The 22,448-nt window shown below is 65.1% G+C and carries 26 protein-coding genes and 1 pseudogene; 13 read left to right on the top strand and 14 right to left on the bottom strand.

Annotated features, from left to right (window positions below; translation table 11 throughout):
• Nucleotides 1-132: 132 nt before the first annotated feature.
• Together hemF and aroE are read left to right on the top strand one after the other, a co-directional pair.
• Nucleotides 133-1,059 carry an oxygen-dependent coproporphyrinogen oxidase gene (hemF, locus tag RTI28_RS19480; RefSeq protein WP_316921965.1) on the top strand — a complete coding sequence of 309 codons (927 nt, stop codon included), beginning with the start codon at nt 133-135 and terminating at the stop codon, nt 1,057-1,059.
• A gap of 57 nt (nt 1,060-1,116) precedes the next feature.
• Entirely contained in the window at nt 1,117-1,941 is an 825-nt protein-coding gene (gene aroE / locus RTI28_RS19475; protein ID WP_316921964.1) for a shikimate dehydrogenase, read from the top strand.
• Nucleotides 1,942-2,077: 136 nt separating this feature from the next.
• Here aroE and RTI28_RS19470 read toward each other — a convergent pair whose 3' ends face one another.
• From RTI28_RS19470 to betC, 5 genes are all read right to left on the bottom strand, one after another.
• Nucleotides 2,078-2,317 (bottom strand): hypothetical protein, encoded by a 240-nt coding sequence (locus tag RTI28_RS19470; RefSeq protein WP_316921963.1) that lies wholly within the window; start codon nt 2,315-2,317, stop codon nt 2,078-2,080.
• A gap of 340 nt (nt 2,318-2,657) precedes the next feature.
• On the bottom strand, nt 2,658-3,131 hold the full coding sequence (locus RTI28_RS19465) for a hypothetical protein (RefSeq protein WP_316921962.1): 474 nt from the start codon (nt 3,129-3,131) through the stop codon (nt 2,658-2,660).
• Between the two features lie 141 nt (nt 3,132-3,272).
• Nucleotides 3,273-4,844 (bottom strand): SulP family inorganic anion transporter, encoded by a 1,572-nt coding sequence (locus RTI28_RS19460; protein WP_316921961.1) that lies wholly within the window; start codon nt 4,842-4,844, stop codon nt 3,273-3,275.
• Between the two features lie 184 nt (nt 4,845-5,028).
• Nucleotides 5,029-5,952 carry a choline ABC transporter substrate-binding protein gene (gene choX / locus RTI28_RS19455; protein WP_316921960.1) on the bottom strand — a complete coding sequence of 308 codons (924 nt, stop codon included), beginning with the start codon at nt 5,950-5,952 and terminating at the stop codon, nt 5,029-5,031.
• Between the two features lie 18 nt (nt 5,953-5,970).
• Nucleotides 5,971-7,482: a choline-sulfatase gene (betC, locus tag RTI28_RS19450; protein WP_316921959.1), complete on the bottom strand. Its 1,512-nt coding sequence runs from the start codon at nt 7,480-7,482 to the stop codon at nt 5,971-5,973.
• 114 nt (nt 7,483-7,596) lie between these two features.
• Between betC and RTI28_RS19445 the strand changes: the two genes are divergently transcribed.
• A complete protein-coding gene (locus RTI28_RS19445; protein WP_316921958.1) occupies nt 7,597-8,511 on the top strand; it encodes a choline sulfate utilization transcriptional regulator in 915 nt (304 codons plus the stop codon).
• Between the two features lie 38 nt (nt 8,512-8,549).
• Entirely contained in the window at nt 8,550-8,879 is a 330-nt protein-coding gene (locus RTI28_RS19440) for a DOPA 4,5-dioxygenase family protein (RefSeq protein WP_316921957.1), read from the top strand.
• Between the two features lie 132 nt (nt 8,880-9,011).
• Here RTI28_RS19440 and trpA read toward each other — a convergent pair whose 3' ends face one another.
• Together trpA and trpB are read right to left on the bottom strand one after the other, a co-directional pair.
• Nucleotides 9,012-9,824: a tryptophan synthase subunit alpha gene (gene trpA, locus RTI28_RS19435; protein WP_316921956.1), complete on the bottom strand. Its 813-nt coding sequence runs from the start codon at nt 9,822-9,824 to the stop codon at nt 9,012-9,014.
• The gene (gene trpB / locus RTI28_RS19430; RefSeq protein WP_316921955.1) at nt 9,821-11,044 is read right to left on the bottom strand and encodes a tryptophan synthase subunit beta; all 1,224 of its coding nucleotides are present in this window, start codon (nt 11,042-11,044) and stop codon (nt 9,821-9,823) included. Before trpB ends, trpA begins: the two co-directional genes overlap by 4 nt.
• Before the next feature lie 110 nt (nt 11,045-11,154).
• On the opposite strand from trpB, the gene RTI28_RS19425 reads away from it, so the two are divergent.
• Nucleotides 11,155-12,075: a LysR family transcriptional regulator gene (locus tag RTI28_RS19425; protein ID WP_316921954.1), complete on the top strand. Its 921-nt coding sequence runs from the start codon at nt 11,155-11,157 to the stop codon at nt 12,073-12,075.
• Here the strand turns inward: RTI28_RS19425 and RTI28_RS19420 are convergent.
• On the bottom strand, nt 12,048-12,374 hold the full coding sequence (locus RTI28_RS19420; RefSeq protein ID WP_042121735.1) for a YqjD family protein: 327 nt from the start codon (nt 12,372-12,374) through the stop codon (nt 12,048-12,050). The genes RTI28_RS19425 and RTI28_RS19420 overlap by 28 nt on opposite strands.
• Before the next feature lie 170 nt (nt 12,375-12,544).
• Between RTI28_RS19420 and RTI28_RS19415 the strand changes: the two genes are divergently transcribed.
• On the top strand, nt 12,545-12,760 hold the full coding sequence (locus RTI28_RS19415) for a dodecin (RefSeq protein ID WP_042121737.1): 216 nt from the start codon (nt 12,545-12,547) through the stop codon (nt 12,758-12,760).
• Between the two features lie 81 nt (nt 12,761-12,841).
• Entirely contained in the window at nt 12,842-13,060 is a 219-nt protein-coding gene (locus RTI28_RS19410) for a DUF1161 domain-containing protein (protein ID WP_316921953.1), read from the top strand.
• A 116-nt stretch (nt 13,061-13,176) separates the two neighbouring features.
• Here RTI28_RS19410 and RTI28_RS19405 read toward each other — a convergent pair whose 3' ends face one another.
• Complete coding sequence (locus tag RTI28_RS19405) at nt 13,177-14,181, bottom strand: LLM class flavin-dependent oxidoreductase (RefSeq protein WP_316921952.1); 1,005 nt, start codon at nt 14,179-14,181, stop codon at nt 13,177-13,179.
• Between the two features lie 171 nt (nt 14,182-14,352).
• On the opposite strand from RTI28_RS19405, the gene RTI28_RS19400 reads away from it, so the two are divergent.
• Nucleotides 14,353-14,778: an OsmC family protein gene (locus tag RTI28_RS19400; RefSeq protein ID WP_316921951.1), complete on the top strand. Its 426-nt coding sequence runs from the start codon at nt 14,353-14,355 to the stop codon at nt 14,776-14,778.
• Nucleotides 14,779-14,860: 82 nt separating this feature from the next.
• Nucleotides 14,861-15,094 (top strand): DUF1161 domain-containing protein, encoded by a 234-nt coding sequence (locus tag RTI28_RS19395; RefSeq protein WP_316921950.1) that lies wholly within the window; start codon nt 14,861-14,863, stop codon nt 15,092-15,094.
• 1 nt (nt 15,095) lies between these two features.
• Here the strand turns inward: RTI28_RS19395 and RTI28_RS19390 are convergent, their stop codons facing one another.
• Both RTI28_RS19390 and RTI28_RS19385 read right to left on the bottom strand, forming a co-directional pair.
• The gene (locus RTI28_RS19390; RefSeq protein WP_316921949.1) at nt 15,096-15,506 is read right to left on the bottom strand and encodes a hypothetical protein; all 411 of its coding nucleotides are present in this window, start codon (nt 15,504-15,506) and stop codon (nt 15,096-15,098) included.
• 55 nt (nt 15,507-15,561) lie between these two features.
• Nucleotides 15,562-15,975: a hypothetical protein gene (locus RTI28_RS19385; protein ID WP_316921948.1), complete on the bottom strand. Its 414-nt coding sequence runs from the start codon at nt 15,973-15,975 to the stop codon at nt 15,562-15,564.
• A gap of 65 nt (nt 15,976-16,040) precedes the next feature.
• On the opposite strand from RTI28_RS19385, the gene RTI28_RS19380 reads away from it, so the two are divergent.
• Nucleotides 16,041-17,135: an aminopeptidase gene (locus RTI28_RS19380; RefSeq protein WP_410479015.1), complete on the top strand. Its 1,095-nt coding sequence runs from the start codon at nt 16,041-16,043 to the stop codon at nt 17,133-17,135.
• Between the two features lie 111 nt (nt 17,136-17,246).
• Here RTI28_RS19380 and RTI28_RS19375 read toward each other — a convergent pair whose 3' ends face one another.
• Nucleotides 17,247-17,894, bottom strand: a complete 648-nt coding sequence (locus tag RTI28_RS19375; RefSeq protein ID WP_316921947.1) for an HAD family hydrolase — start codon at nt 17,892-17,894, stop codon at nt 17,247-17,249.
• Between the two features lie 23 nt (nt 17,895-17,917).
• The gene (locus RTI28_RS19370; RefSeq protein ID WP_316921946.1) at nt 17,918-18,466 is read right to left on the bottom strand and encodes a gamma carbonic anhydrase family protein; all 549 of its coding nucleotides are present in this window, start codon (nt 18,464-18,466) and stop codon (nt 17,918-17,920) included.
• 91 nt (nt 18,467-18,557) lie between these two features.
• Between RTI28_RS19370 and prlC the strand changes: the two genes are divergently transcribed.
• Together prlC and RTI28_RS19360 are read left to right on the top strand one after the other, a co-directional pair.
• The gene (gene prlC, locus RTI28_RS19365) at nt 18,558-20,609 is read left to right on the top strand and encodes an oligopeptidase A (protein ID WP_316921945.1); all 2,052 of its coding nucleotides are present in this window, start codon (nt 18,558-18,560) and stop codon (nt 20,607-20,609) included.
• Complete coding sequence (locus RTI28_RS19360; RefSeq protein WP_316921944.1) at nt 20,606-20,872, top strand: YheV family putative zinc ribbon protein; 267 nt, start codon at nt 20,606-20,608, stop codon at nt 20,870-20,872. Before prlC ends, RTI28_RS19360 begins: the two co-directional genes overlap by 4 nt.
• Before the next feature lie 42 nt (nt 20,873-20,914).
• Here RTI28_RS19360 and RTI28_RS19355 read toward each other — a convergent pair whose 3' ends face one another.
• The gene (locus RTI28_RS19355) at nt 20,915-21,409 is read right to left on the bottom strand and encodes a hypothetical protein (protein ID WP_316921943.1); all 495 of its coding nucleotides are present in this window, start codon (nt 21,407-21,409) and stop codon (nt 20,915-20,917) included.
• A 173-nt stretch (nt 21,410-21,582) separates the two neighbouring features.
• On the opposite strand from RTI28_RS19355, the pseudogene RTI28_RS19350 reads away from it, so the two are divergent.
• Nucleotides 21,583-22,308 (top strand): annotated as a pseudogene (locus tag RTI28_RS19350) (radical SAM protein); the annotation flags it as partial.
• Between the last annotated feature and the right edge of the window lie 140 nt (nt 22,309-22,448).

Below are 22,448 nucleotides of genomic sequence, written 5' to 3'. Positions count from 1 at the left end.
TGCACTCTCCTGGGACATCGGGGAAAGGGGCTATCGGACGCTTTTGCTTGATCGCCGTCAACTACGGAGGGCACATGCACGGTGGTATGCTGTGCGCCGAATTTTCCGCCAAGCCCGCTTCAAGGTGACCTGATGACTAGCCGCACCGAGGCCGTGAAAGCCTACCTGCTCGACCTGCAAGACCGGATTTGCGCCGCCCTGGAAAACGAAGACGGCGCTGCGCGTTTCGTCGAGGACGCCTGGACCCGCGAGGCTGGCGGCGGCGGACGGACCCGGGTGATCGGCGACGGCAAGGTCATCGAGAAAGGCGGCGTCAACTTCTCCCACGTCTTCGGCAGCGGCCTGCCGCCGTCGGCCAGCGCCCACCGTCCGGAGCTGGCCGGCCGTGGCTTCGAAGCCCTCGGCGTGTCGCTGGTGATCCACCCGCACAACCCGCATGTGCCGACCTCCCACGCCAACGTGCGCTTCTTCATCGCCGAGAAGGAAGGCGAGGAAGCGGTCTGGTGGTTCGGCGGCGGCTTCGACCTGACCCCGTACTACGGCAACGAAGAAGACTGCATCCACTGGCACCGCGTCGCCGAACAGGCCTGCGCGCCGTTCGGTGCCGACGTCTACCCGCGCTACAAGGCCTGGTGCGACCGCTACTTCCACCTCAAGCACCGCGGCGAGCCGCGCGGTATCGGCGGCCTGTTCTTCGACGACCTGAACGAGTGGGATTTCGACACCTGCTTCGCCTTCATCCGCGCCATCGGTGACGCCTACATCGACGCCTACCTGCCGATCGTCCAGCGCCGCAAAAACGACGCCTACAGTGCCGAGCAGCGCGAATTCCAGGAATTCCGCCGTGGCCGCTACGTCGAGTTCAACCTGGTCTACGACCGCGGCACCCTGTTCGGCCTGCAGTCCGGCGGGCGTACCGAGTCCATCCTCATGTCGCTGCCGCCGCAGGTGCGCTGGGGCTATGACTGGAAGCCGCAGCCGGGCAGCGCCGAAGCGCGCCTGACCGACTACTTCCTCAAGGACCGCGACTGGCTGAGTCTGGACAAGGCAGCGCACTGAGCCCATTGTGCTCACCTCGTTTGCCCGGACGTCGGGCCTGACCCAGGAAGCGCGTGTATGGACCAGTACGTTGTATTCGGCAACCCGATCGGCCACAGCAAGTCGCCGTTGATCCACCGGCTGTTCGCCGACCAGACCGGCGAGCGGCTGGAATACGACACCCTGCTGGCCCCGCTGGACGACTTCAGCGCCTGCGCCCAGGGCTTCTTCAAGCAGGGCCTGGGCGCCAACGTCACCGTGCCGTTCAAGGAAGAAGCCTTCCGCCTGGTCGACAGCCTCACCTCCCGCGCCCGGCGCGCCGGGGCGGTGAATACCCTCACTCGCCTCGATGACGGTCGCCTGCAGGGCGACAACACTGACGGCGCAGGCCTTGTCCGTGACCTCACCGTGAATGCCGGGGTGGAACTGACCGGCAAGCGCATCCTCCTGCTCGGTGCCGGTGGTGCCGTGCGTGGCGTGCTGGAGCCGTTGCTGGCGCACAATCCGGCCTCGCTGGTGATCGCCAACCGCACCGTGGAAAAGGCCGAGCAACTGGCCCGCGAGTTCGCCGACCTGGGGCCGGTGGCGGCCAGTGGTTTCAGCTGGTTGAAGGAGCCGGTGGACCTCATCATCAACGCCACCTCGGCGAGCCTCGCCGGTGAGCTGCCGCCCATTGACCCGAGCCTGATCGTGCCGGGCCAGACCGTGTGCTACGACATGATGTATGGCAAGGAGCCAACGCCGTTCTGCGTCTGGGCCAGCGACCATGGCGCGGGCAAGGTGCTGGATGGCCTGGGCATGCTGGCGGAGCAGGCGGCGGAAGCCTTCTTCATCTGGCGTGGTGTGCGCCCGGATACCGCGCCAGTGCTGGCGGAGCTGCGGCGGCAGCTGGCGCGGGGCTGACCAGGAGTCTCGTAGGAGCGTGGCTTGCCCGCGAAGGACCGCAAAGCGGTCCCTGAAAGGGTGCTGCCAATACGATTGGGACCGCTTTGCGGTCCTTCGCGGGCAAGCCACGCTCCTACGGGGGAAGCGGGCTCGGCTAGATCGGCACGGTGACCGTCGATCTGGCCAACGCCACCGTCAGCAACGCCCTGGTGATGCGCATCTCCAGCAATGCATTGCCGAGCATGTTCTGGTGACGTTCACTGGGTGGGTCGGGCAGGCAGGAGGCGGCGATGATCGCCTTGTTCAGATGATCCGCAGCCTTGGTGATGGCGTCCTCGTGGGACAGGCCGGGGACGATGCACATCGCGGGTGGATCGGGGACGCATTTCTTCATGACAAGCTCCAGGGGTGTGAACAGGAGCTGCCATCGCCGCTGTCAAACGGGAGGGTGGCAGCTGTGCATGGGTTGACAGACCAAGGACCCCTGGAGCCCCGGCGCACCCGAAGGTGCCCACACGCACAGCTGCCATAGCAACTGCGGCACAGGGGATTCAGGGCGGTCTGTCAAAACCGGTCGTTGATTTGGCAACGACCGGCGAAGACTAGGCAGCGATTTCCCGATGCGCAACAGCTGATAAGGCGGCGAAGTATGCTTGGGAAATTACCTACAAGAAAGTCGGAGATCGGTGAATTTCCGTAGCCGAATGCAACCGGTTTTTCGATGGCGGTTCGCGTTATTGACTGTAAATCCTCACCTGCGTCGACTCCTCGATTTGGCACACAGGGTCTGTGACCGTCAGCTGGATATTGCGATAAGTGCCGGGTGCACCAGCATTGCTGGTGTATTCGCCAGTGGTGGAGGGCATGTTGCTGCCCCAGACGTATCTCTTCTCGCCGCTGGGTGTCGATGAGCGGCTGGCGTTGGAAATGATCTTTCCCCCGGACGTGGTGTGGTCGACATTGATGGTGATGCCTTTTTTCCGCGCCGCGCCATGAAAATGGGCATCTTCAAGGATCTCGTATTCCTCTTGGCTCTTGGTCTCCACGTCGTCCGGATCAGGCGGGGTTTCGTCACCGTATTTCAAATACAACTCGTAGTCGTAGTTCGACTTGAAGCACTTTTCGGCAAGCGCCGCATGGGCGGTGGCACTGAATTGCGTGATGGCCAGCAGGCCGGTCAGCACTGCTGAAATCGTACGGAAGTTCATCGTGGTTGTCCTCTTGATGACGCCGGAGAAGGGCGAACGACAACGGACTGTCCGTGACAATTACGCTAAAACCAGCCATGACCCGGCACAACTGACAGAACTATCAGTTGCGCACAGGAGAAGACTGGACTACCGGGGGCGTCATTCTTCGAAGCGGATCGGGCACTGCTCCACGCCTTCGAGCTTGTGCAACTCCTCGATCACCTGCGGCCTGGCCCGGCGCAGGGTCAGCCCGCCGCCCTGGCGGCGCAGGCGGCGGGCTTCCTGGTGCAGCATCTCCACCCCGGAATAGTCGATGAAGTTGATCTGCCGCGCGTCGATCACCACGTCCGGCGCCTGGCAGCGCTGCAGGCGCACCTGCAGGTAGTGGCTGGCGCCGAAGAAGATCGAGCCACCGACCCGCAGCACATCCGCCTCGCCTTCCCGGGTCTGCTGCACCCGCGGCTGCGAGGTGCGCTTGAGGTAGAAGAACAGCGAGGCCAGCACCCCGGCGTAGATCGCGGTCTGCAACTCCAGCAGCAGGGTGGCGCAGAAGGTCAGGGCCATCACTACGAATTCCGGTCGGCTGACCCGGTACAGCGCCCGGATCGCCCGGTGGTCCACCAGCCCCCAGCAGATCAGCAGGATGCTCCCGGCCATGACCGGGATCGGGATATGCGCGATCAACTGCGCGCCGGCCACGGCGAACAGCGCCACCCACAAGGCGGAGAACACCCCGGCCAGGGGCGAGCGTGCCCCGGCGTCGTAGCTCAGCCCGGAGCGGGTGAACGAGCCCGACGAGAGATACCCGGAGAACCAGGCGCCGACCATGTTCGACAGGCCCTGGGCGCGGATCTCCTGGTTGGCGTCGATCAGTTGTTCCGAGCGAATCGACAGCGAGCGGGCGATCGACAGACTGGTCACCAGGCCGAGCATGCCCACCGCCACGGCGCCGGGCAGCAGGCGCAGGACCAGTTCCAGGTCCCACAGCGGCAGCGGGCTCAGCGGTGGCAGCTTGCCGGCAAAGGCCGGAACCCGGGCGACATGGCCGAACATCGCCGGCCAGAAGAACGCCAGCAAGGTCGTGCCCAGCAGACTGATCAACAGGGCCGGCCAGCGTGGGCGCAGCAGCTTGATGGCGAGGCCCAGGCCCAGGGCGGCGAGGCCCAGCAGCAGCGACGGCCCGTCGAGCTCGCCGGCGTGAGCCAGCAGGCTCTCCAGGGTCCGCAGCGCCGTGGCCTGGCTTTCCAGGTCGAGGCCCATCAGGCTCGGCAGCTGGCCCAGGGCGATGACCACCGCCGCGCCGCAGGTGAAGCCGATCACCACCGAATGGGACACGAAGTTCACCAGCGCGCCGAAACGCAGCATGCCCAGCAACCACTGGAACACCCCGCCGAGGAAGGTCAGCAGCAGGATCAGGGTGATGTAGTCGGCGCTGCCCGGCACGGCCATGGGACTGACGGCGGCGTAGAGGACGATGGAGATGGCTGCCGTCGGACCGCAGATCAGGTGCCAGGAGGAGCCCCACAGGCAGGCGATCAGCACCGGCACGATGGCCGCGTACAGCCCGTATTCGGCCGGCAGCCCGGCGATCAGGGCGTAGGCGATGGATTGCGGCAGGGCCAGGATCGCCCCGCTCAGGCCCACCAGCAGGTCGCGGCGGACGCTGGTGCGGGTCTGCCGGGGCAGCCAGCGCAGGAAAGGCAGGAGTCTGTGGCGGTCGGGCCAGGGCATGGGGTCGCTCATTACCGGTTAAGCCGTTCAGGGTACGGGAAACGAGGTGTCGCTTGTAGGAGCTGGCTTGCCTGCGAAGGACCGCGTAGCGGTCCCCGAAAGCGATGAAGTCTGGGACCGCTGCGCGGTCCTTCGCAGGCAAGCCAGCTCCTACAGAGTTGCCAAGTATCCATTCCAGACTGGGTTACAGCCGAGCCTTCACCGCCGCCAGGGCATCGCCGCCATCGCGGGTGCTGACGCCTTGCAGCCAGCCATCCAGCAACGCCGGATTGGCGCGGATCCAGGCTTTCGCGGCATCGTCGTAGCTGACCTTGTTATCCACCACGTTGGCCATGATGGTGTTCTCCATGGCCTGGCTGAAGGTCAGGTTGCCGAGCAGTTTCGCCACGTTCGGACAGGCCTGTGCATAACCCTTGCGGGTCAGGGTGTAGACGCTGCCGCTGCTGCCGAACCACTGCTCGCCGCCGGTCAGGTAGCGCATCTTCAACTGCACGTTCATCGGATGCGGGGTCCAGCCGAGGAAGACGATCGGCTTGTCGCGTTTCACCGCCCGCTGCACCTGGGCCAGCATCGCCTGCTCGCTGGACTCCACCAGCTTCCAGCCGCCGAGGTTGAACTGGTTCTTGTCGATGATCGACTGCAACGACAGGTTGGCCGGGGCGCCGGAGCCGATGCCGTAGATCTTGTGGTCGAACTCGCCGGCGCGCTTCTGCAGGTCGGCGAAGTCCTTGATCCCTGACGCCCAGACCGCCTCCGGCACCGCCAGGGTGAACTCGGTGCCCTCCAGGTTGCGCGCCAGCCGGTCGACCTCGCCGCTGGCGACGAACTTGTCGTGGAAGCCCTGCTGCGCCGGCATCCAGTTGCCGAGGAAGGCATCGACCAGGCCGTCCTTGAGGCCGCCGTAGATGATCGGCACGGCCAGCGAATCGACCCGCGTCTGGTAGCCGGCGCCTTCCAGGAGGAAGCGCGCGACGGCGTTGGTGGTGGCGATATCGCTCCAGCCCGGATCGGCCATCCTGACCATGGCGCACTGGCTGTCGTCGGCCTGCGCGGCACCGACAGCGAGGGTGAGGACAACCGCGAAAACGTTTGTGGATAACCCTTTCATGCTGCGTTCCTCGGATGATTAGCGGGCAGGTTGTGGATAACGCGCCTTGCGCTCCAGATCGTCGAGATCGATGTGATTGCGCATGTACTGCTGACTGGCATCGACCAGCGGCTGGTGGTCCCAGCTCTTCAGCCTGCCGGTGGCCAGGGCGGCGGCGACCAAGCGGCGGCGGCGCTGGCTGGCCAGGACCTGGTCGCGCAACTGCGGGATGTTCCAGCGCTGGCGGGCTTCGGCGAGGAACGCGGCCACCCGCTCGGCGTGTCGTGGATCGGCGGCGAGGTCGTCGAGCTCCTGCGGGTCGTTCTCCAGGTCGTAGAGCAGGCAGGGATCGTCCTCGCTGTAGATGAATTTCCACGGCCCGCGGCGGATCATCATCAGCGGGCCGACGGTGCCTTCGGCCATGTACTCGCCGATCACCTCGTCGTGCCCGCCCTCCCCGTTCAGGTGGCCGAGCAGCGAACGGCCGTCCAGCGGCAGGTCGGCTTCGACGCGGCCGCCGGCCAGTTCCACCAGGGTCGGCAGCAGGTCGCAGGTGGAGACCGAGGCACTCACCCGTTTCGCCGCGAACTGCCCCGGTGCGTGGATCAGCAACGGCACCCGGGCGGCCATCTCGAACCAGTGCATCTTGTACCAGAGCCCGCGCTCGCCAAGCATGTCGCCGTGGTCGCCGGAGAAGACGATCAGGGTGTCGTCGGCCTGGCCGGTTTCCTCCAGGGTCTGCAGCAGCCTGCCGATATTGGCGTCGATGTAGCTGCACGCGCCGAAGTAGGCACGGCGGGCATCGCGGACTTTATCCACAGGCAGCGGCTTGTCCCACAGGTCATAGACCTTGAGCAGGCGTTGCGAATGCGGGTCCAGTTCGTGCTGGGCGAAGGGCACCCGCGGCATGGGGATCTCGTCGTCGTGGTAGAGGTCCCAGAACGCCCTGGGAATGGTGTACGGGTCGTGTGGGTGGGTCATCGACACGGTGAGGCAGAACGGCTGCTCGCCGCCCTCGCGGACATGGTCGTACAGGTACTGCTGCGCCTTGAACACCACCTCCTCGTCGAAATCCAGCTGGTTGGTGCGCACGCAGGGCCCTGCCTGCAGCACCGAGGACATGTTGTGGTACCAGCTCGGGCGCTCGTCCGGGGCATCCCAGTTCACCGCCCAGCCGTAGTCCGCCGGGTAGATATCGCTGGTCAGGCGTTCCTCGTAACCGTGCAGTTGGTCCGGGCCGCAGAAGTGCATCTTGCCCGACAGCGCCGTGCGATAGCCGAGGCGGCGCAGGTAGTGGGCGTAGGTCGGAATGTCGGCGGGGAAATCGGCGGCGTTGTCGTAGGCACCGATCCGGCTCGGCAACTGGCCGCTGACCAGAGTGAAACGTGACGGCGCGCACAGCGGGCTGTTGCAGTAGGCGGAATCGAACACCACCGCCTCGGCGGCCAGGCGGCTCAGGTGGGGCATGCGGATCGGCGAAGGCGCATGGATCGGCAGCAGGGGCGCGGCCATCTGGTCGGCCATGATGAAGAGGATGTTCTTGCGTTTCATAGGCTCACGGCATTCCATCGTCAGGCATTATGGGATACGGCTGTGGACAAGCCTGTTCCTGCAGCCATATTGGGTAAAGCCCACGGTGGGCAATGACTAGGATTAGCAGAGCTTATGTTTGAGGCATTGGGCGGGACGTCCCTCGACGTGTTGCGGGTATTCGAGGCCGCGGCGCGGCACCACAGCTTCACGGCGGCGGCGGTCGAGCTGGGGACGACCCAGCCGGCGGTCAGCCAACAGATCAAGCGCCTCGAGGAGCAGTTGGGGGCGCGCCTGTTCGATCGTATCTACCGCGGAATCGAGCTGACCGAAGCAGGTGTACTGCTGTACGAGCAAGTACACGTGGGCATGCTCGCCCTCGATGATGGTGTGTCCCAGGTGGCGGGGCGCGGCCAGCATGAAGTGCTGCGGGTGGCCACCGATTTCGCCTTCGCCGCGTACTGGCTGATGCCGCGTCTGCAGCGTTTTCATCAGGCCAATCCGCGGGTCGATGTGAGCCTGGTGACCAGTGAACGCAGCCACGCCATGCTGCGTCCGGACATCGATGTGGCCGTGCTGTTCGGTGATGGGCGCTTCCGCCAGGGCGAGGCGCAATGGCTGTTCGATGAGGAGGTTTTCCCGGTGTGCAGCCCGCGTTTGCTGGGCGAGCGGCCATTGCCGCTGGATCCGCAGAGCCTGGCGCACTTGCCCTTGCTGCACCTGCGCGGCGAGTCGGCGAGCCGCTGGTTCGACTGGAACGGGGTGTTTCGCGAGCTCGGCCTGGTCAGTCCGCCGGCCTCGGCGCCGCTGCGTTTCGACAACTACACCTTGCTGATCCAGGCGGCGATCGCCGGCCAGGGCGTGGCCATCGGCTGGCGCTACCTGGTCGACGCCCTGCTCGACCAGGGCCTGCTGTGCCGGCCGATCGAACCATCAATTCGTTCTAACAAGGGATATTACGTAGTACGTCCGCCACGCAAGCGACGCAACGTACTGATCGAACGCTTCGTCGAATGGCTGGGTGCAGAACAGGCCGGGCAGCTCGTATAGACTGCGGCGCAGCGAGTGGCCGATTTCAGGAGTCGAGGGTGGAAAGGATCAAGGGCTATCACGCCCACGTGTATTACGACGAGAGCACGTTCGAGCAGGCGCAGGCGTTGTGCGAGGAGACGGCCAAGCTGTTTCCGGTGAGCATGGGCCGCATGCACCGCAAGCCGGTGGGGCCGCATCCGGACTGGAGCTGCCAGCTGGCCTTCGGGCCGGAGTTGATCGGGGTGGTGCTGCCGTGGCTGGCGTTGTATCGGAAGGGGCTGGTGGTGTTCCTGCATCCGCTGACCGGGGATGAGCTGGCGGATCACCGCGATCATGCGATCTGGATGGGGGCTATCCGGCCGCTGGATCTGTCGATTTTCGAGTGAATCCTCGACATTGATGGTGTTGCTGATGGCCTCATCGCGGGCAACGCCCGCTCCCACAAGGTCCGCGTACACCGCCAACCCTTGTGGGAGCGGGCGTTGCCCGCGATGAGGCCGCCACTGTCTACAACAAGGTCAGGCCTTGCGCGCGCCGCGCACGCCCTCGGCCAGCGCCGAGCACAGCGCCAGGACGTTATCCACAGCCTGCTCCGGGCTCGCCGCGGTGGCGATCTTGTCCACCAGCGCCGACCCCACCACCACACCTTCGGCCAGCCGCGCGATCGCTGCGGCCTGCTCCGGCGTGCGGATACCAAAGCCGACGCTGACCGGCAGATCGGTATGCCGACGCAGGCGGGCAATGGCTTCGTTCACATGTTCGGTGGTCGCCGACCCGGCACCGGTCACCCCGGCCACCGAGACGTAGTAGACGAACCCCGAGCTGCGCTCCAGCACCCGTGGCAGACGGGCGTCGTCGGTGGTCGGGGTGGTCAGGCGGATGAAGTCGATACCCGCGGCCTGGGCCGGGGTCGCCAGCTCGGCGTCGTGCTCCGGCGGCAGGTCGACGATGATCAGGCCGTCGACGCCGGCTTCGTTCGCCTCGGCGACGAACTTTTCCACACCGAAACGATGGATCGGGTTGTAGTAGCCCATCAGCACGATCGGCGTGGTCTGGTTGTCCACCCGGAATTCGCGAACCATCTGCAGGGTCTTCGCCAGCGTCTGCCCGGCGTCCAGGGCACGCAGGGTCGCCAGCTGGATGGCTACGCCGTCGGCCATCGGGTCGGTGAACGGCATGCCCAGTTCGATCACGTCGGCACCCGCCGCCGGCAGGCCCTTGAGGATCTTCAGCGAGGCGTCGTAGCCGGGGTCGCCGGCGGTGATGAAGGTCACCAGGGCGGCACGCCCTTCCTGCTTCAGCTCGGAAAAACGCTGTTCGAGACGGCTCATGCCTGCTTCTCCTGCTCTGCGGTGGCCATATGGCTCATTACGGTTTGCATGTCTTTGTCGCCGCGCCCGGACAGGCAGATCACCATCAGGTGGTCCTTGGGCAGGTTCGGTGCGCGCTTGATGGCTTCGGCCAGGGCGTGGGAGCTTTCCAGGGCCGGGATGATGCCTTCCAGGCGGCAGCAGGTGTGGAACGCGCCAAGGGCTTCGTCGTCGGTGATGCTGACGTACTCGACGCGCTTGATCTCGTGCAACCAGGCGTGCTCGGGGCCGATGCCCGGGTAGTCGAGGCCGGCGGAAATCGAGTGGGCGTCGGTGATCTGGCCGTCTTCGTCCTGCAGCAGGTAGGTGCGGTTGCCGTGCAGTACGCCCGGTACGCCACCGTTGAGGCTGGCGGCGTGCTTGTCGGTGTCGACGCCGTGGCCGCCGGCTTCGACGCCGATGATCTGCACGCTGCTGTCATCGAGGAAGTCGTGGAACAGGCCCATGGCGTTGGAACCGCCGCCGACGCAGGCGATCAGGCTGTCCGGCAGGCGGCCTTCCTTCTCGTGCAGCTGGGCGCGGGTTTCCTTGCCGATGATCGACTGGAAGTCGCGGACCATCGCCGGGTACGGGTGCGGGCCGGCCACGGTGCCGATCAGGTAGAAGGTGTCGTCGACGTTGGTCACCCAGTCGCGCAGCGCTTCGTTCATCGCGTCCTTGAGGGTGCCGGTGCCGGCGGTGACCGGCACGATCTCGGCGCCCAGCAGCTTCATGCGGAACACGTTGGCCTGCTGGCGCTCGATGTCGGTGGCGCCCATGTAGATCACGCAAGGCAGGCCGAAGCGCGCGGCGACGGTGGCGGTGGCCACGCCGTGCATGCCGGCGCCGGTTTCGGCGATCAGGCGTTTCTTGCCCATGCGCTTGGCCAGCAGGACCTGGCCGATGCAGTTGTTCACCTTGTGCGCGCCGGTGTGGTTGAGCTCTTCACGCTTGAAGAAGATCTTCGCGCCGCCGCAGTGCTCGGTCAGGCGCTCGGCGAAGTACAGCGGGTTCGGCCGGCCGATGTAGTCGCGCTGGAAGTAGGCCAGTTGCTCGAGGAATTCCGGGTCGGCCTTGGCCGCTTCGTATTCGCGGGCCAGGTCGAGGACCAGGGGCATCAGGGTTTCGGCTACGTAGCGGCCGCCGAAGGCGCCGAACAGGCCATTGGCGTCGGGGCCGCTGCGGAGGTTGGTCTGGGTCATGGGTCGCTCCGGGAACAAGGATTGTTCTGACAATGGTCCTACTCTAACCACGACAGCCTCGGCTGAAAACCGATAAGATCGCTGCAACCTGTCAGGAAAACTCATACGTCATGTCCAGGGAACTGCCTCCGCTCAATGCCCTTCGGGCCTTCGACGTCACCGCCCGGCTGGGCAGCGTCAGTCAGGCCGCCGAACAACTGCATGTGACCCACGGCGCGGTCAGCCGGCAGTTGAAGGCGCTGGAAGGCCATCTCGGGGTGAGCCTGTTCGTCAAGGACGGGCGCGGCCTCAAACTCACAGATGCCGGGTTGCGCCTGCGCGAGGTCAGCGGCGAGGCCTTCGAGCGCCTGCGCGTGGTCTGCGCCGAGCTGAGCCAGAGCGGGGCCGATGCGCCCTTCGTCCTCGGCTGCTCGGGCAGCCTGCTGGCGCGCTGGTTCATTCCACGTCTGGGGCGCCTGCAGGCCGATTTGCCGGACCTGCGCCTGCACCTCTCCGCCGGCGAAGGCGATCTCGATCCGCGTCGCCCCGGGCTGGACGCGCTGCTGGTGTTCGCCGAACCGCCCTGGCCGGCGGACATGGAGGTGCATGTCCTGGCGCGCGAATGCGTGGGGCCGGTGCTCAGCCCGCATTTTGCCGGGTTCGAGCGCCTGCGCCAGGCGCCGGCCAATGCCCTGCTCGATGAAGCGCTGCTGCACACCACCTCGCGGCCGCAGGCCTGGCCCGACTGGGCCCGCCAGCATGGCATCGAGCCTGCGGCGCTGCGCTACGGACAGGCCTTCGAGCATCTGTATTACCTGCTGGAGGCGGCGATGGCCGGGTTGGGCGTGGCCATCGCGCCGCAACCGCTGGTGGCCGATGACCTGCAGGGCGGACGCCTGGCCGCGCCGTGGGGGTTCAGCCCGACCGAGGCGTCACTGGTGCTGTGGGTGCCACGACGCGCCGCGGACGGGCGCGCCGAGCGCTTGGCGGGGTGGCTGCGCGCGGAGCTGGCGCAGCAGGGCGATCAGTCGCCGCGCTTGCACATCAGGTAGGCGGCCAGCAGCCCGAGGGCGCCGATGGCCACCCCGGCGGTGGTCCAGGGGTGTTGCTGGGCGTAGTCGCGGGTGGCCAGGCCGGTTTCGCGGGTACGGGTCTTCACCTCCGTATAGGCATCGCCGAGCAGGTCGCGGGAATGGCGCAGGGCGTTCTCGGCGCTGCCGCGCAGGGCCTTGAGGGTTTTGCGCGATTCGTCCGAGGCATCGTCTTTCAGGCTTTCGAGGGATTTCAGCAGGCTTTCGATTTCCGCTTCCATGCTTTGCAGCGAGGCTTTGCGTAGCGAGCTATTGGCCATGGTGACTCTCCTTCAGGGTTGAGTGAGGTGCTGTAGGTTCCGACTCCGCGCGGTCTGGAAAGTGCACTGAAAAGTGCACTGCGATCGAACGTTCTTCGCCGCTACCGCCTCAGAGGTAAAACGGCCCGGCGCTGCTAGGCTCAATGCGCACACCCTCAAGGAGAACAGCGATGTCCGATCATCACACCTACAAGAAGATCGAGCTTGTCGGCTCGTCCCCGACCAGTATCGAGGACGCCATCAACAATGCCCTGGCCGAAGCCGGCAAGAGCATCAAGCATCTGGAATGGTTCGAAGTGGTGGATACCCGCGGGCATATCCGCGACAACAAGGCGGCGCATTTTCAGGTGACCCTCAAGGTCGGGTTCCGCATCGCCAACAGTTGAAATATTCGGGCGGTTTCATGGGCAAGGCTTCGAGGGGGACTCGGAGCCTTTGTCGTTTTGATCCAACAAGGAGAGCGATCGATGAAGCACATGATGGTGGCAGTAGCCCTGATGACCCTGGCCGGCACGGCCTTCGCGGCGGGCAAGCCCTGCGAGGAGCTGAAGAGCGAGATTGCGGCGAAGCTGGATGCCAAGGGGGTGAAGCACTATTCGCTGGAAATCGTCAGCAAGGGTTCTGGCGGGCATGTGGTCGGGACGTGCGAGGGCGGGACCAAGGAAATCGTCTACAAGCGCGGCTGAGTCCGGGGGCCGCTGTGCGGCCCTTCGCAGGCAAGCCAGCTCCTACAAGGGCGCGGCCCAATTCCTCGTAGGAGCGGGCGTTGCCCGCGAAAGGACCGCAAAGCGGTCCCGGAAGCTCAACGGTTCAAGACCGTCTCTGCCATCAATTCATACGACCGCAGCCGGTCTGCATGCTCATACAGGTCCGAGGTGAAGATCAGCTCATCCGCCCCGGTCTGCTCCAGCAACACTTCCAGCTTGGCCTTCACCTTCGCCGGGCTGCCGATCATCGCCAGGCCGAGAAAATCCCCCACCGCCTCGCGCTCATGCGGCAACCACAGGCCATTCATGCTTTCCACCGGCGGCTTCTGCATCAGGCTCTGGCCGCGCATCAGGGCGAGGATGCGCTGGTACACCGAGGTCGCCAGGTACTCCGCCTGCTCGTCGGTATCGGCCACCACCATCGGCACGCCGAGCATCACGTAGGGCTGTTCGAGCACCGCCGAGGGCTTGAAGTGATTGCGATAGACCCGGATCGCCTCATGCATGAAGCGCGGCGCGAAGTGCGAGGCGAAGGCATAGGGCAGGCCGAGCTGACCGGCGAGCTGGGCGCTGAACAGGCTGGAACCCAGCAGCCAGATCGGCACCTGGGTGCCGTGCCCGGGCACGGCGATGACTTTTTGTTCAGGCGTGCGCGGGCCGAGGTAGCGCATCAGTTCGGCGACGTCCTCGGGGAAGTCGTCGGCGCTGCCGGAGCGCTCGCGGCGCAGGGCGCGGGCGGTCATCTGGTCGGAGCCGGGGGCGCGGCCGAGGCCCAGCTCGATGCGTCCCGGATAGAGGCTGGCGAGGGTGCCGAACTGTTCGGCGATCACCAGCGGCGCATGGTTGGGCAGCATCACCCCGCCTGAGCCGAGAAGAATGCTCGAGGTGCCGCCGGCCAGATAGGCCAGCAACACCGAGGTGGCCGAGCTGGCGATACCGTCCATGTTGTGGTGTTCGGCCACCCAGAAGCGGTGGTAGCCGAAGCGTTCGACATGCCGGGCCAGGTCCAGGGAATTGCGCAGGGCCTGCGCCGGGCCGCCGTCCTGGCGCACCGGCACCAGGTCGAGGGTGGAAATCTTGATGTCCGCGAGTCGCTTCATGGAGTCTCCAGGGCAAACGGAAGCCGCCGGGAGGGGCGGCCTTTGTTGCTTCTGTGGGGGCACTTGGCGAGGAATCAATGCCCCTGCTGGCAAACGGTGTGAACTTGCCAGCATGAGCGGCCTCTGAAGTCAGGAACGGCGCGGCGCGCGCCGACCATCCGCGGAGGCACCATGAAAAAGACGGCATCGGCTCACTGGGAAGGCGGTCTGAAGGACGGCAAGGGCCAGATCAGCACCGAAAGCGGCGCGCTCAGGCAGACGCCTTACGGTTTCAACACCCGTTTCGAGGACACGCCCGGGACCAACCCGGAAGAACTGATCGGCGCGGCCCACGCGGGGTGTTTCTCCATGGCGCTGTCGATGATCCTCGGCGAAGCCGGCTTCAAGGCCGAGAGCATCGATACCCGGGCCGAAGTGACGCTGGACAAGCAGCCCGACGGCTTTGCCATCACCGCGGTACACCTGATTCTCCAGGCCAGGATCCCCGGCGCCAGCGACCAGCAGTTCCAGGAATTGGCGAACAAGGCCAAGGCCGGTTGCCCGGTCTCGAAAGTGCTCAACGCGAACATCACCCTGGATGCCACGCTGCAATCGTGATCGCCGGGTAGCAGAACCATGGCATGCTTCTGCCGGTCCAACGACTGTTGGCTGAAGTTCTCTTGCCACGAGGAAACTGCTCATGATCCGTAGTGCAATCGCTGTCCTGGCTTCGCTGCTGGCGGTCAATGCGTTCGCCGTGCCCAAGCCGTGCGAGGAGTTGAAGGCCGAGATCGAAGCGAAGATCCAGGCGCGCGGGGTGACCTCCTATACCCTGGAAATCGTGCCCAACAGCGAAGTCCACGACCAGAACCTGGTCGTGGGCAGCTGTGATGGCGGCACCAAGAAGATCATCTACCAGCGCAACGGCCGCTGATTCACGGAATGCAGTGGGTCAATCGCTCCTGGGCCAGCACCTGGCGTCCGGCGTCGTACAGCCAGACGTTGGGCTGCGCGGCGATGGCGCGGGCCTCCAGGCGGTAACGCTGGCCGGCCTGGAAACCATCGTATTCGAGGGTCAGGTAGCAGGTGCGCTCGGTAGGATCGGTGGTGAAGATGCCGGTGTTGATCTCATAGTCGAAGCGCACCACCAGTTCGTGCTTGCCGGGCGGCACCTGGAAGTAGCGACCATCGTTGAGACGCTTGCCGTCCAGGCGATCGGCCATCAGGACCTTGCCGGGCGTGGTGGTGTAGAGATCGACCCAGGCCTGTTTCTGATCGACCGGGGGCAGCGGGCTGGCGCAAGCGCCAAGGGTACTGAACGCGAGCAACATCGCTGGCTGGCGCATGATGGTCTCCGCAGGCAGGCGATATGAAGCCAAAGCATAGCGCCATTAGTGGCCATCAGGTGCGCTGGCAGCCAGCCGGCAAGCCGCGGCCGACCAGTTTGCTCCGCTCGTCGTACAGCTTGGCCCAGGGGCGGAAGCCGATGCTGCCGGTTTCCAGGCGATAGCGCTGGCCGGCGCTGAAGTCGCTGAACTTGAGGTCGAGCTGGCAATCGCGCCACAGCGGTTCGCTGACCGGGCCGATATTGCTCGGGTCCACGGCGAACAGATAGCGCACGGTGAGCTGGTGATTGCCGGGGGTGACCTGGAAATAGCGCTTGTCAGCCCAGGCACGTTCGTCCACTTCGACGGCATGCAGGGTCTGGTCATGTCCGGGAGCGAGATCGACCCAGGCCTGGGACGGATCCGGATCGGGCAGGCCGGCACAGCCGGCGAGCGCCAGCAGGGCGCTGGCAGCGAGCATCGTTCGCATGGCAATACTCCGGGCGGGCAGGATAGTCTTGAGACGAAACGGACTTGAGCGAGACCACCCCACGCATGATTCGATTTCTTCTTCTGCTGCGCTCAAGCTCCGGGGCACTCGACCGTTTTTTTCGCCATTTGGTTCCCCTGTCGCTGCTCGGCCTGCTGAACGGTTGCAGCAGCCTCGGCTACTACGGCCAGCTCGCCGACGGCCAGTTGCAGTTGTTGCGTGCGCGCCTGCCGGTGGAGCGGGTGATTGCCGACCCGGCCACCGATGCCCGATTGCGCGGGCATCTCGAACAATCCCAGCGGGCACGGGCGTTCGCCAGCGAGCGGCTGATGCTTCCGGACAACCGCAGCTATCGGGTGTACGCCGATATCGGTCGCCCCTTCGTGGTGTGGAACGTGTTCGCCACGCCGGAGTTTTCCCTGGAGCCGAACAATCACTGTTTCCCCATCGCCGGCTGCGTCGCCTATCGCGGTTACTACAGCCTGGGTGGCGCGCGCGGTGCGGCGGCGCTGCAGAAGCTGGAGGGGCTGGATGTGTATGTCGGCGGCGTCGAGGCGTATTCGACCCTGGGCTGGTTCGACGATCCGATCCTCAACTCCATGCTCGGCTGGGGCGACGAACGCCTGGCCACGGTGATCTTCCACGAGCTGGCGCACCAGCGCGTCTATGTGAAGGACGACACTGCATTCAACGAGTCCTTCGCCACCTTCGTCGAGCAGGAAGGTACCCGGCAATGGCGCGCATTTCGTGGATTGCCCGCGCAGGCTGTGGATGGCGGCAAGCCGCGTGAGCAGTTCGTCGCCCTGGTGCTGGCGACCCGGGAGCGGCTCAAGGTGTTGTATGCACGGCCGTTGTCGGCCGAGGCCATGCGCGCCGGGAAACAGGCGGAGTTCGAGCGCATGCGCCGGGAGTATCGGCACTTGCGCGACAGCGAGTGGGGCGGGGTTGGGCGTTTCGATGCCTGGATCAATGCACCGATGAACAACGCCAAGCTGTTGCCGTTCGGGCTGTATGACCAGTGGGTGCCGGCGTTCGCGGCGCTGTTTGCCGAGGTGGGTGGGGATTGGCAGGGATTTTATGACCGGGTGGAGGCGATGGGCAGATTGCCAAACGATCAGCGCCAGCAAGCCCTCAAGACGCTGGCACGGTTAACCCCGTAGGAGCGTGGCTTGCCCGCGAAGGACCGCAAAGCGGTCCCCGATGACACCGCAATTGGGACCGCTCTGCGGTCCTTCGCGGGCAAGCCGCGCTCCTACGAGGAAGTATCGCGTTCAGGACATGAAGGCCCGATGCATCTGCGCCAACGTCGCAAAGTGATAGGCCGGCTGCTCCGCCACCAGTTCCTCATGGCTGCCAAACCCGTACCCCACCGCCACCGCCTCCAGGCCGTTGCTGCGCGCGCCGATCAGGTCATGCTTGCGATCACCGATCATCAAGGTCTGCGCCGGGTCCAGCCCCTCTTCCGCCAGCAAATGCCCGATCAGCTCGATCTTGTTGGTCCGCGTGCCGTCCAGTTCGCTGCCGTAGATCACCTTGAAATGCCGGTCGAACTCGAAATGCCGGGCAATCTCGCGGGCGAACACCCACGGCTTGGACGTGGCGATGTACAGCGTACGGCCTTGCCCCTGCAATTCGCCGAGCAGTTCGCGGACACCGTCGAACACACGGTTCTCATACAGACCGGTGACCTTGAAGCGTTCCCGGTAGAAATTCACCGCCTCCCAGGCCCGGGCCTCGTCGAAGCGGTAGAACTGCATGAACGCCTGCAGCAGCGGCGGGCCGATGAAGTGCTCCAGGCGGGTCAGGTCGGGCTCGTCGATGCCGAGCTTGGCCAGGGCGTACTGGATGGAACGGGTGATGCCTTCGCGCGGGTCGGTCAGGGTGCCGTCGAGGTCGAAGAGGATGTTCTGCTGGTGCATGGCGGTCTCGCGAAAAAAGGAAGTCACTCGGGGCGGTCGTAGCCTTCGGCCAGGTGCTGGTCCTTGAGGCGCACGTAGTTGGCGGCGCTGTAGGGGAAGAACGCACGCTCCTTGTCGTTCAGCGGCCGGGCCTGTTTCACCGGGCTGCCGACGTAGAGAAAGCCGCTTTCCAGGCGCTTGCCCGGCGGTACCAGGCTGCCGGCGCCGATGATCACCTCGTCCTCGACCACGGCGCCGTCCATGATCGTGCTGCCCATGCCCACCAGGATGCGGTTGCCGAGGCTGCAGCCGTGGAGCATGACCTTGTGGCCGATGGTCACGTCGTCGCCGATCAGCAGCGGGAAACCGTCGGGGTTGAACGGGCCGGCGTGGGTGATGTGCAGCACGCTGCCGTCCTGCACGCTGGTGCGCGCGCCGATGCGGATACGGTGCATGTCGCCGCGGATCACGGTCAGCGGCCAGACCGAGCTGTCATCGCCGATCTCGACGTCGCCGATGACCACCGCGCTGCGGTCGACGAAGGCGCGTTCGCCAAGGCGCGGCGTGTGCTGCTGGTAGGTGCGAATGGCCATGAATAGGAAACCTCTCTGGGGCTAATTAGCTGCGGTCGACGGCGATTGTAATTAAGATGGCCCGGTGTTTCTTCTGCCAAGGTGTCCAACCGTGAGTGCGAACAACCCGCTTCTGCAGTCCTATGACCTGCCGCCCTTCTCGGCGATCCGTGCCGAGCATGTGCTGCCGGCGATCGAACAGATCCTGGCCGACAACCGCAACGCCATCGACGCGATCCTCAAGGACCAGGGCCAGAACCCCAGCTGGGCTGGTCTGGTCCTGGCCATGGACGAGCTCAACGACCGCCTCGGCGCGGCGTGGAGCCCGGTCAGCCATCTTAATGCCGTGTGCAACAGCGCTGAACTGCGCGAGGCCTACGAGGCCTGCCTGCCGGCCCTGAGCGCCTACTCCACCGAGCTTGGGCAGAACCGCGAGCTGTTCCAGGCCTATGAGGCGCTGGCCGCCAGTCCCGAGGCCGCCGGCTTCGACGTGGCGCAAAAGACCATCATTGAGCACGCCCTGCGCGACTTCCGCCTGTCGGGCATCGACCTGCCGCCGGAGCAGCAGAAGCGCTATGCCGAAGTGCAGAGCAAGCTGTCCGAGCTGGGCAGCCGCTTCTCCAACCAGCTGCTCGACGCCACCCAGGCCTGGACCAAGCACGTCACCGACGAAGCCGCCCTCGCCGGCCTGACCGACTCGGCCAAGGCGCAGATGGCCGCCGCCGCCCAGGCCAAGGGCCTCGACGGCTGGCTGATCAGCCTGGAGTTCCCCAGCTACTACGCGGTGATGACCTACGCCAACGATCGCGCCCTGCGTGAAGAGATCTACGCCGCCTACTGCACCCGCGCCTCCGACCAGGGCCCGAATGCCGGCCAGTTCGACAACGGCCCGGTGATGCACGAGATCCTCGACCTGCGTCAGGAGCTCGCCGGGCTGCTGGGCTTCGCCAACTTCGCCGAGCTGAGCCTGGCGACCAAGATGGCCGAATCCAGCGACCAGGTGCTGGGCTTCCTGCGCAACCTGGCGCAGCGCAGCAAACCCTACGCCGCCCAGGACCTGGCCCAGCTCAAGGCCTATGCCGCCGAGCAGGGCTGCGCCGATCTGCAGAGCTGGGACAGCGGCTACTACGGCGAGAAGCTGCGCGAGCAGCGCTACAGCGTGTCCCAGGAAATCCTCCGCGCCTACTTCCCGATCGACAAGGTGCTGTCCGGCCTGTTCGCCATCGTCCAGCGCCTGTACGGCATCGAGATCGCCGAGCAGAAGGGCTTCGACACCTGGCACCCGGACGTGCGCCTGTTCGAGATCAAGGAAAACGGCCAGCACGTCGGCCGCTTCTTCTTCGACCTCTACGCCCGCGCCAACAAGCGCGGCGGTGCCTGGATGGACGGCGCCCGCGACCGTCGCCGCACCGCCGGCGGCGCGCTGCAGAGCCCGGTGGCCAACCTGGTGTGCAACTTCACCCCGGCCGCGCCCGGCAAGCCGGCGCTGCTGACCCACGATGAAGTGACCACCCTGTTCCACGAATTCGGTCACGGCCTGCACCACCTGCTGACCCGCATCGAGCATGCCGGTGTGTCCGGCATCAACGGCGTGGCCTGGGACGCGGTGGAACTGCCGAGCCAGTTCATGGAGAACTGGTGCTGGGAGCCGGAAGGCCTGGCGCTGATTTCCGGTCACTACGAAAGCGGCGAACCGCTGCCCCAGGACCTGCTGGAGAAGATGCTGGCGGCGAAGAACTTCCAGTCCGGCCTGATGATGGTGCGCCAGCTGGAGTTCTCCCTGTTCGACTTCGAACTGCATGCCCGCCACGGCGACGGCCGCAGCGTGCTGGAAGTGCTCGAAGGCGTGCGCGACGAGGTCTCGGTCATGCGTCCGCCGGCGTACAACCGCTTCCCCAACAGCTTCGCGCACATCTTCGCCGGCGGTTACGCGGCCGGTTACTACAGCTACAAGTGGGCTGAAGTGCTGTCCGCCGATGCCTTCTCGCGCTTCGAGGAAGAAGGCGTGCTCAACGCCGAGACCGGCCGCGCCTTCCGCGAGGCGATCCTGGCGCGTGGCGGTTCGCAGGAGCCGATGCTGCTGTTCGTCGACTTCCGTGGGCGCGAGCCGTCCATCGACGCGCTGCTGCGCCACAGCGGCCTGAGTGAGGACCTGGCGGCATGACCATCACCAAGAAACGCTTCATCGCCGGCGCCGTGTGCCCGGCCTGCAGCGAGCCGGACAAGCTGATGATGTGGAGCGTCGATGGCGTTCCGCACCGTGAGTGCGTCAACTGCGGCTTCGCCGACACTCTCAACGAGCAGGGCCTGTCGGTGCCGAAGGAGCTTGGCACGCGGGTCAACCAGGAGCAGCCGAAAGCGCCGAAAGCCGCGGTGCAGACGGTGCAGTTCTTTCCCAATCCGAAGCTGAAGAAACCCGAGGCGTGAGACGGGAGCCGTCCGCCGCCAAGGCGGACGGCTCGTTTCGTTTCAACTGATCTTCAGGAAACTGATATCGGTGATCGCGAACGGAGACTCCACATACTCCTGGTTGCGTTTCTCAGTGGAGTTGTCGATATTCATAACACCGATATGGACCTCGACCGGAGGGTGGTCTTGTGTGATCGTGACGTCCCTGCTGGTTGTATCCCACTCCAGTTTTGAAACCAGCAACACAGTTGTCGAATGTCCCATACCGTTTCTGTCGACGTATGATATGCCGCCTGCATGAATCGTTCTGACATCCTGTGGGATACCGTTCTCATCCGTTGCGCGGTGGGTGAAGGAGAGCCTGTAGGTTCCCGGCCCCGCCCAGAAGTATTGGTTCAAACTTTCCTCTGGCGGCGCAGGTAGCTGTACCACGCAGTTGCGTTGGGCTTCGTACTCCATGACCTTGTGCTTGTCCTTGTCGAGGTATATCCAGCCATCGAGATTGCCCGTCACGAAGTCCCCATTCACGACAAACTCTTCGTTGATTCTGGTCATTTCTGTGATCTCCCTGCTAGCGCCGAGGTTGGCGTCCGAGCCTCAGCATCGTCCTGCCCATGGGTTGTCACAACTGACAGAACTGCTAGGTCGCGCTACCGCCTGGCTGGAAAACACGCAAGCGGTGAGATAACTTGGTACTGTATGAATAAACAGTATCGAGGCTGTTCGACATGGCTACTCCAACCCCGGTACGCGGTCGCGGTACCGCGCACAACCCGCACAACCGCTTCGCCCCCAGCCGCTCGGTGGCCGAGGATGACGGCTGGTACCAGGAAGTGCCGCTGACCCAGGGCACCGAGATTCGCATCGAGACCGCCAAGACCATCATCACCCGCAACAACTCGCCAGACCTGCCCTTCGACCGCTCGATCAATCCCTATCGCGGCTGTGAGCACGGCTGCATCTACTGCTATGCGCGACCCAGCCACGCCTACTGGGACCTGTCGCCGGGGCTCGATTTCGAGACCAAGCTGATCGTCAAGACCAATGCCGCCGCCGTGCTGGAGCAGCAGCTGTCGAAGCCGGGTTATGTCTGCGCGCCGATCAACCTCGGTTCCAATACCGATCCGTACCAGCCCATCGAGCGCGAGCAGCAGTTGACCCGGCGCCTGCTGGAAGTGCTGCTGCGCTACCGCCATCCGGTGACCATCGTCACCAAAGGCTCGCTGATCCTGCGCGATCTCGACCTGCTCGAGGAATTGGCGAAACAGCGCCTGGCCTCGGTGATGATCAGCCTGACCACCCTCGACGACGAACTGAAGCGCACCCTCGAACCACGCGCCGCCGCACCCAAGGCGCGCCTGCGGGCGATCCGGGTGATGCGTGGGGCGGGCATTCCCGTGGGCGTGCTGTGCTCGCCGATGATCCCGATGATCAACGACAGCGAACTGGAACGTAAGTGCTCCATGAACCCCACATTCAAAGCGCTCAACTGATTCCGGATGCTGTGCTCCCGATTTCTTTCCGGAGCCCGCCGACCATGATGCGACCCGACGCCAAAGTCGAAAAAGTCTACCTCTATCCAAAACCTGTCGAC

This window comes from Pseudomonas sp. zfem002, from assembly GCF_032621685.1.
Taxonomy (GTDB): Bacteria; Pseudomonadota; Gammaproteobacteria; order Pseudomonadales; family Pseudomonadaceae; genus Aquipseudomonas; species Aquipseudomonas japonica.
This window is presented reverse-complemented; position numbering and strand designations above follow the sequence as displayed.

What these genes read in the sequence shown, in the direction of transcription:
- hemF (WP_316921965.1), top strand. Translation starts at nt 133, where the DNA reads ATGACTAGCCGCACCGAGGCCGTGAAAGCCTACCTGCTCGACCTGCAA.
- aroE (WP_316921964.1), top strand. Translation starts at nt 1,117, where the DNA reads ATGGACCAGTACGTTGTATTCGGCAACCCGATCGGCCACAGCAAGTCG.
- RTI28_RS19470 (WP_316921963.1), bottom strand. Translation starts at nt 2,317, where the DNA reads ATGAAGAAATGCGTCCCCGATCCACCCGCGATGTGCATCGTCCCCGGC.
- RTI28_RS19465 (WP_316921962.1), bottom strand. Translation starts at nt 3,131, where the DNA reads ATGAACTTCCGTACGATTTCAGCAGTGCTGACCGGCCTGCTGGCCATC.
- RTI28_RS19460 (WP_316921961.1), bottom strand. Translation starts at nt 4,844, where the DNA reads ATGCCCTGGCCCGACCGCCACAGACTCCTGCCTTTCCTGCGCTGGCTG.
- choX (WP_316921960.1), bottom strand. Translation starts at nt 5,952, where the DNA reads ATGAAAGGGTTATCCACAAACGTTTTCGCGGTTGTCCTCACCCTCGCT.
- betC (WP_316921959.1), bottom strand. Translation starts at nt 7,482, where the DNA reads ATGAAACGCAAGAACATCCTCTTCATCATGGCCGACCAGATGGCCGCG.
- RTI28_RS19445 (WP_316921958.1), top strand. Translation starts at nt 7,597, where the DNA reads ATGTTTGAGGCATTGGGCGGGACGTCCCTCGACGTGTTGCGGGTATTC.
- trpA (WP_316921956.1), bottom strand. Translation starts at nt 9,824, where the DNA reads ATGAGCCGTCTCGAACAGCGTTTTTCCGAGCTGAAGCAGGAAGGGCGT.
- trpB (WP_316921955.1), bottom strand. Translation starts at nt 11,044, where the DNA reads ATGACCCAGACCAACCTCCGCAGCGGCCCCGACGCCAATGGCCTGTTC.
- RTI28_RS19425 (WP_316921954.1), top strand. Translation starts at nt 11,155, where the DNA reads ATGTCCAGGGAACTGCCTCCGCTCAATGCCCTTCGGGCCTTCGACGTC.
- RTI28_RS19420 (WP_042121735.1), bottom strand. Translation starts at nt 12,374, where the DNA reads ATGGCCAATAGCTCGCTACGCAAAGCCTCGCTGCAAAGCATGGAAGCG.
- RTI28_RS19415 (WP_042121737.1), top strand. Translation starts at nt 12,545, where the DNA reads ATGTCCGATCATCACACCTACAAGAAGATCGAGCTTGTCGGCTCGTCC.
- RTI28_RS19410 (WP_316921953.1), top strand. Translation starts at nt 12,842, where the DNA reads ATGAAGCACATGATGGTGGCAGTAGCCCTGATGACCCTGGCCGGCACG.
- RTI28_RS19405 (WP_316921952.1), bottom strand. Translation starts at nt 14,181, where the DNA reads ATGAAGCGACTCGCGGACATCAAGATTTCCACCCTCGACCTGGTGCCG.
- RTI28_RS19400 (WP_316921951.1), top strand. Translation starts at nt 14,353, where the DNA reads ATGAAAAAGACGGCATCGGCTCACTGGGAAGGCGGTCTGAAGGACGGC.
- RTI28_RS19395 (WP_316921950.1), top strand. Translation starts at nt 14,861, where the DNA reads ATGATCCGTAGTGCAATCGCTGTCCTGGCTTCGCTGCTGGCGGTCAAT.
- RTI28_RS19390 (WP_316921949.1), bottom strand. Translation starts at nt 15,506, where the DNA reads ATGCGCCAGCCAGCGATGTTGCTCGCGTTCAGTACCCTTGGCGCTTGC.
- RTI28_RS19385 (WP_316921948.1), bottom strand. Translation starts at nt 15,975, where the DNA reads ATGCGAACGATGCTCGCTGCCAGCGCCCTGCTGGCGCTCGCCGGCTGT.
- RTI28_RS19380 (WP_410479015.1), top strand. Translation starts at nt 16,041, where the DNA reads ATGATTCGATTTCTTCTTCTGCTGCGCTCAAGCTCCGGGGCACTCGAC.
- RTI28_RS19375 (WP_316921947.1), bottom strand. Translation starts at nt 17,894, where the DNA reads ATGCACCAGCAGAACATCCTCTTCGACCTCGACGGCACCCTGACCGAC.
- RTI28_RS19370 (WP_316921946.1), bottom strand. Translation starts at nt 18,466, where the DNA reads ATGGCCATTCGCACCTACCAGCAGCACACGCCGCGCCTTGGCGAACGC.
- RTI28_RS19360 (WP_316921944.1), top strand. Translation starts at nt 20,606, where the DNA reads ATGACCATCACCAAGAAACGCTTCATCGCCGGCGCCGTGTGCCCGGCC.
- RTI28_RS19355 (WP_316921943.1), bottom strand. Translation starts at nt 21,409, where the DNA reads ATGACCAGAATCAACGAAGAGTTTGTCGTGAATGGGGACTTCGTGACG.